At 55.5% G+C, this 1,825-nt stretch carries 2 protein-coding genes; both read right to left on the reverse strand.

Annotated features, from left to right (window positions below; genetic code table 11):
• Positions 1-21: 21 nt before the first annotated feature.
• Complete coding sequence (locus tag JX360_RS17330; RefSeq protein ID WP_244353486.1) at positions 22-1,038, reverse strand: Light dependent period protein LdpA domain-containing protein; 1,017 nt, start codon at positions 1,036-1,038, stop codon at positions 22-24.
• Between the two features lie 74 nt (positions 1,039-1,112).
• Positions 1,113-1,556: an NAD(P)H-quinone oxidoreductase subunit N gene (gene ndhN, locus JX360_RS17335; RefSeq protein WP_244353037.1), complete on the reverse strand. Its 444-nt coding sequence runs from the start codon at positions 1,554-1,556 to the stop codon at positions 1,113-1,115.
• Between the last annotated feature and the right edge of the window lie 269 nt (positions 1,557-1,825).

Consider the following 1,825-nt stretch of genomic DNA (forward strand, 5'->3'; position numbering starts at 1 on the left):
GGGGAAATTCATAGTCAATAATCAAACGTAGGAGAAAGAAGTTTGTTGCAAGCCTGGGACAACCGTTACCGGTCGCTGTTTAACTTGGGCCACCAGCTCTTTAGCCAGCGGGATCCCAGCAGCCAATTCCTCTTCCAAGTAGGAGGCCACCAACTGCCGTGCATAACTCCCAAACGCCAATCCCGCCACCGGCCAACGGGGATCCAATAGCAGAACCGTTTGGGCATTGGTTCCCCCTGCCAACTGCACATAACCAGGTAAACCCATGTTCAGCACCTTGTGGGCCAGCTTCAGGGTGGCTTTACTGGTGCCCGACCCCGACCCAATATCCCCACTCATGGGACGACCATCCACCTGCCAAATCAACACCTTGGGCCGGGGATCCATCAGGGACAGCAAATCCCGTAGGTAAGCCTCCAGGCCAGGGCCATCGTTAAAGCTGATGGATAGAGCCTCCAGATGAGGCAGCCAAGGCCGCAGGGATCCCCACAGTTGCCCGAACTGTGCTTGCCGACCGATGCAGGTATGAATTTCTACTGCTTGAATGCCCAGACTAATCAGTGACGGCAGTACCTGGGGCAAAGGCACCTGATGGTTGGGGGTGGCAATGCGGTGGTGAGGGCAGATCGGTTCACAACGCCCACAGCCATAGCACAGTTCCGTTCGAATATGAACGGTTCCAGAAGCTGCCAGCGGAACTAGGGCGTGGGGAGGACAAACCGCCACACAGGGCTGCGGACAATCGGCTGGACAAACAGGATCCGTCAACACTGCCTTGCGAAAGTGCACATCCTCGCCGTCGTTGACACTGACCATCAACCAAGGGGATCCTGCTTGTGGATCTTCTGCTTGGGCCCACTGGATCCCTTGCTGGGCAGCTCGCACAATCGCTGGATCCGCCGCCAAGTCAATGCAATCTACTCCGGCCAGCGTATAAAGGAAGGCTAGCTCCCGAACCGAGGGCAAGTGATGGAAACTTGCTCCACAGATCAGTTTGAACCAGGTACCCTGTTGCAGCGAGGCGTTTGGCAAGGTCACGGGCACAAGAAGCCACTAGCGAGATGGTTGTCTGGGCCGCAGGCTATCTACCTGAGATGGTAGCAAAGAATTCTTCAGGCGCTCTGCAAAGGTTGCCAACGAATCGATTGATCTCGCCCCAACTCCACCACAAACTTCACCCCCTTATCCTCTTGGCTCAGCTTCACCAAGTAAGACAACTCCTGCCGACTGAGCACGTGCCCTTCATAAAACCAGAACACCAACCCCTTCGCTTTCGGGGGCAAGGTGGCCCGATATTGCTCAATGAGGGGAGGGAAGAAATAGGTGCGCCGTTCCGACTTGCCTAAAATGGCGGGCCGCACCCCATGGATGCGAGTCAGATAACCAGCCAGATCCCCGATGCCCTTGCTGGAGAGGGTCACCACCTGATAGCCCGCCCCCCGCAGCCGCCGCAAATAGTGACCTTCGGATCCCCCTTCCGGGGTTACAAAAATGGCCAGGGCCCCGGATTGCTCCAGCTGCCGCACAAATTTTTCGCCTGAGCCGACCAGCAACATAGGGATAACTCCACGACCAGAACTGAGGGACAGGGATCCAACAAACTACCCCCATGGATCCTAATCCTGAATTTATTGTAAAGGCAGATGTCGAACCAATTGGATAATATTGCCTAGAACCCAACGAGAAGTCTTGCCTTTTTTCAGCGTTTACGAAGAACGGTTAAGATACCAACAGAACGAAGCACCCCAATCCTGGCTCCGATTGGATGAACTCCCATGAGACGACGTAAGCTGTTCACCCTCACGTCCGCGTTAGCGGTACGGAG

It is taken from the genome of Thermostichus vulcanus str. 'Rupite' (assembly GCF_022848905.1).
Classification (GTDB): domain Bacteria; phylum Cyanobacteriota; class Cyanobacteriia; order Thermostichales; family Thermostichaceae; genus Thermostichus; species Thermostichus vulcanus_A.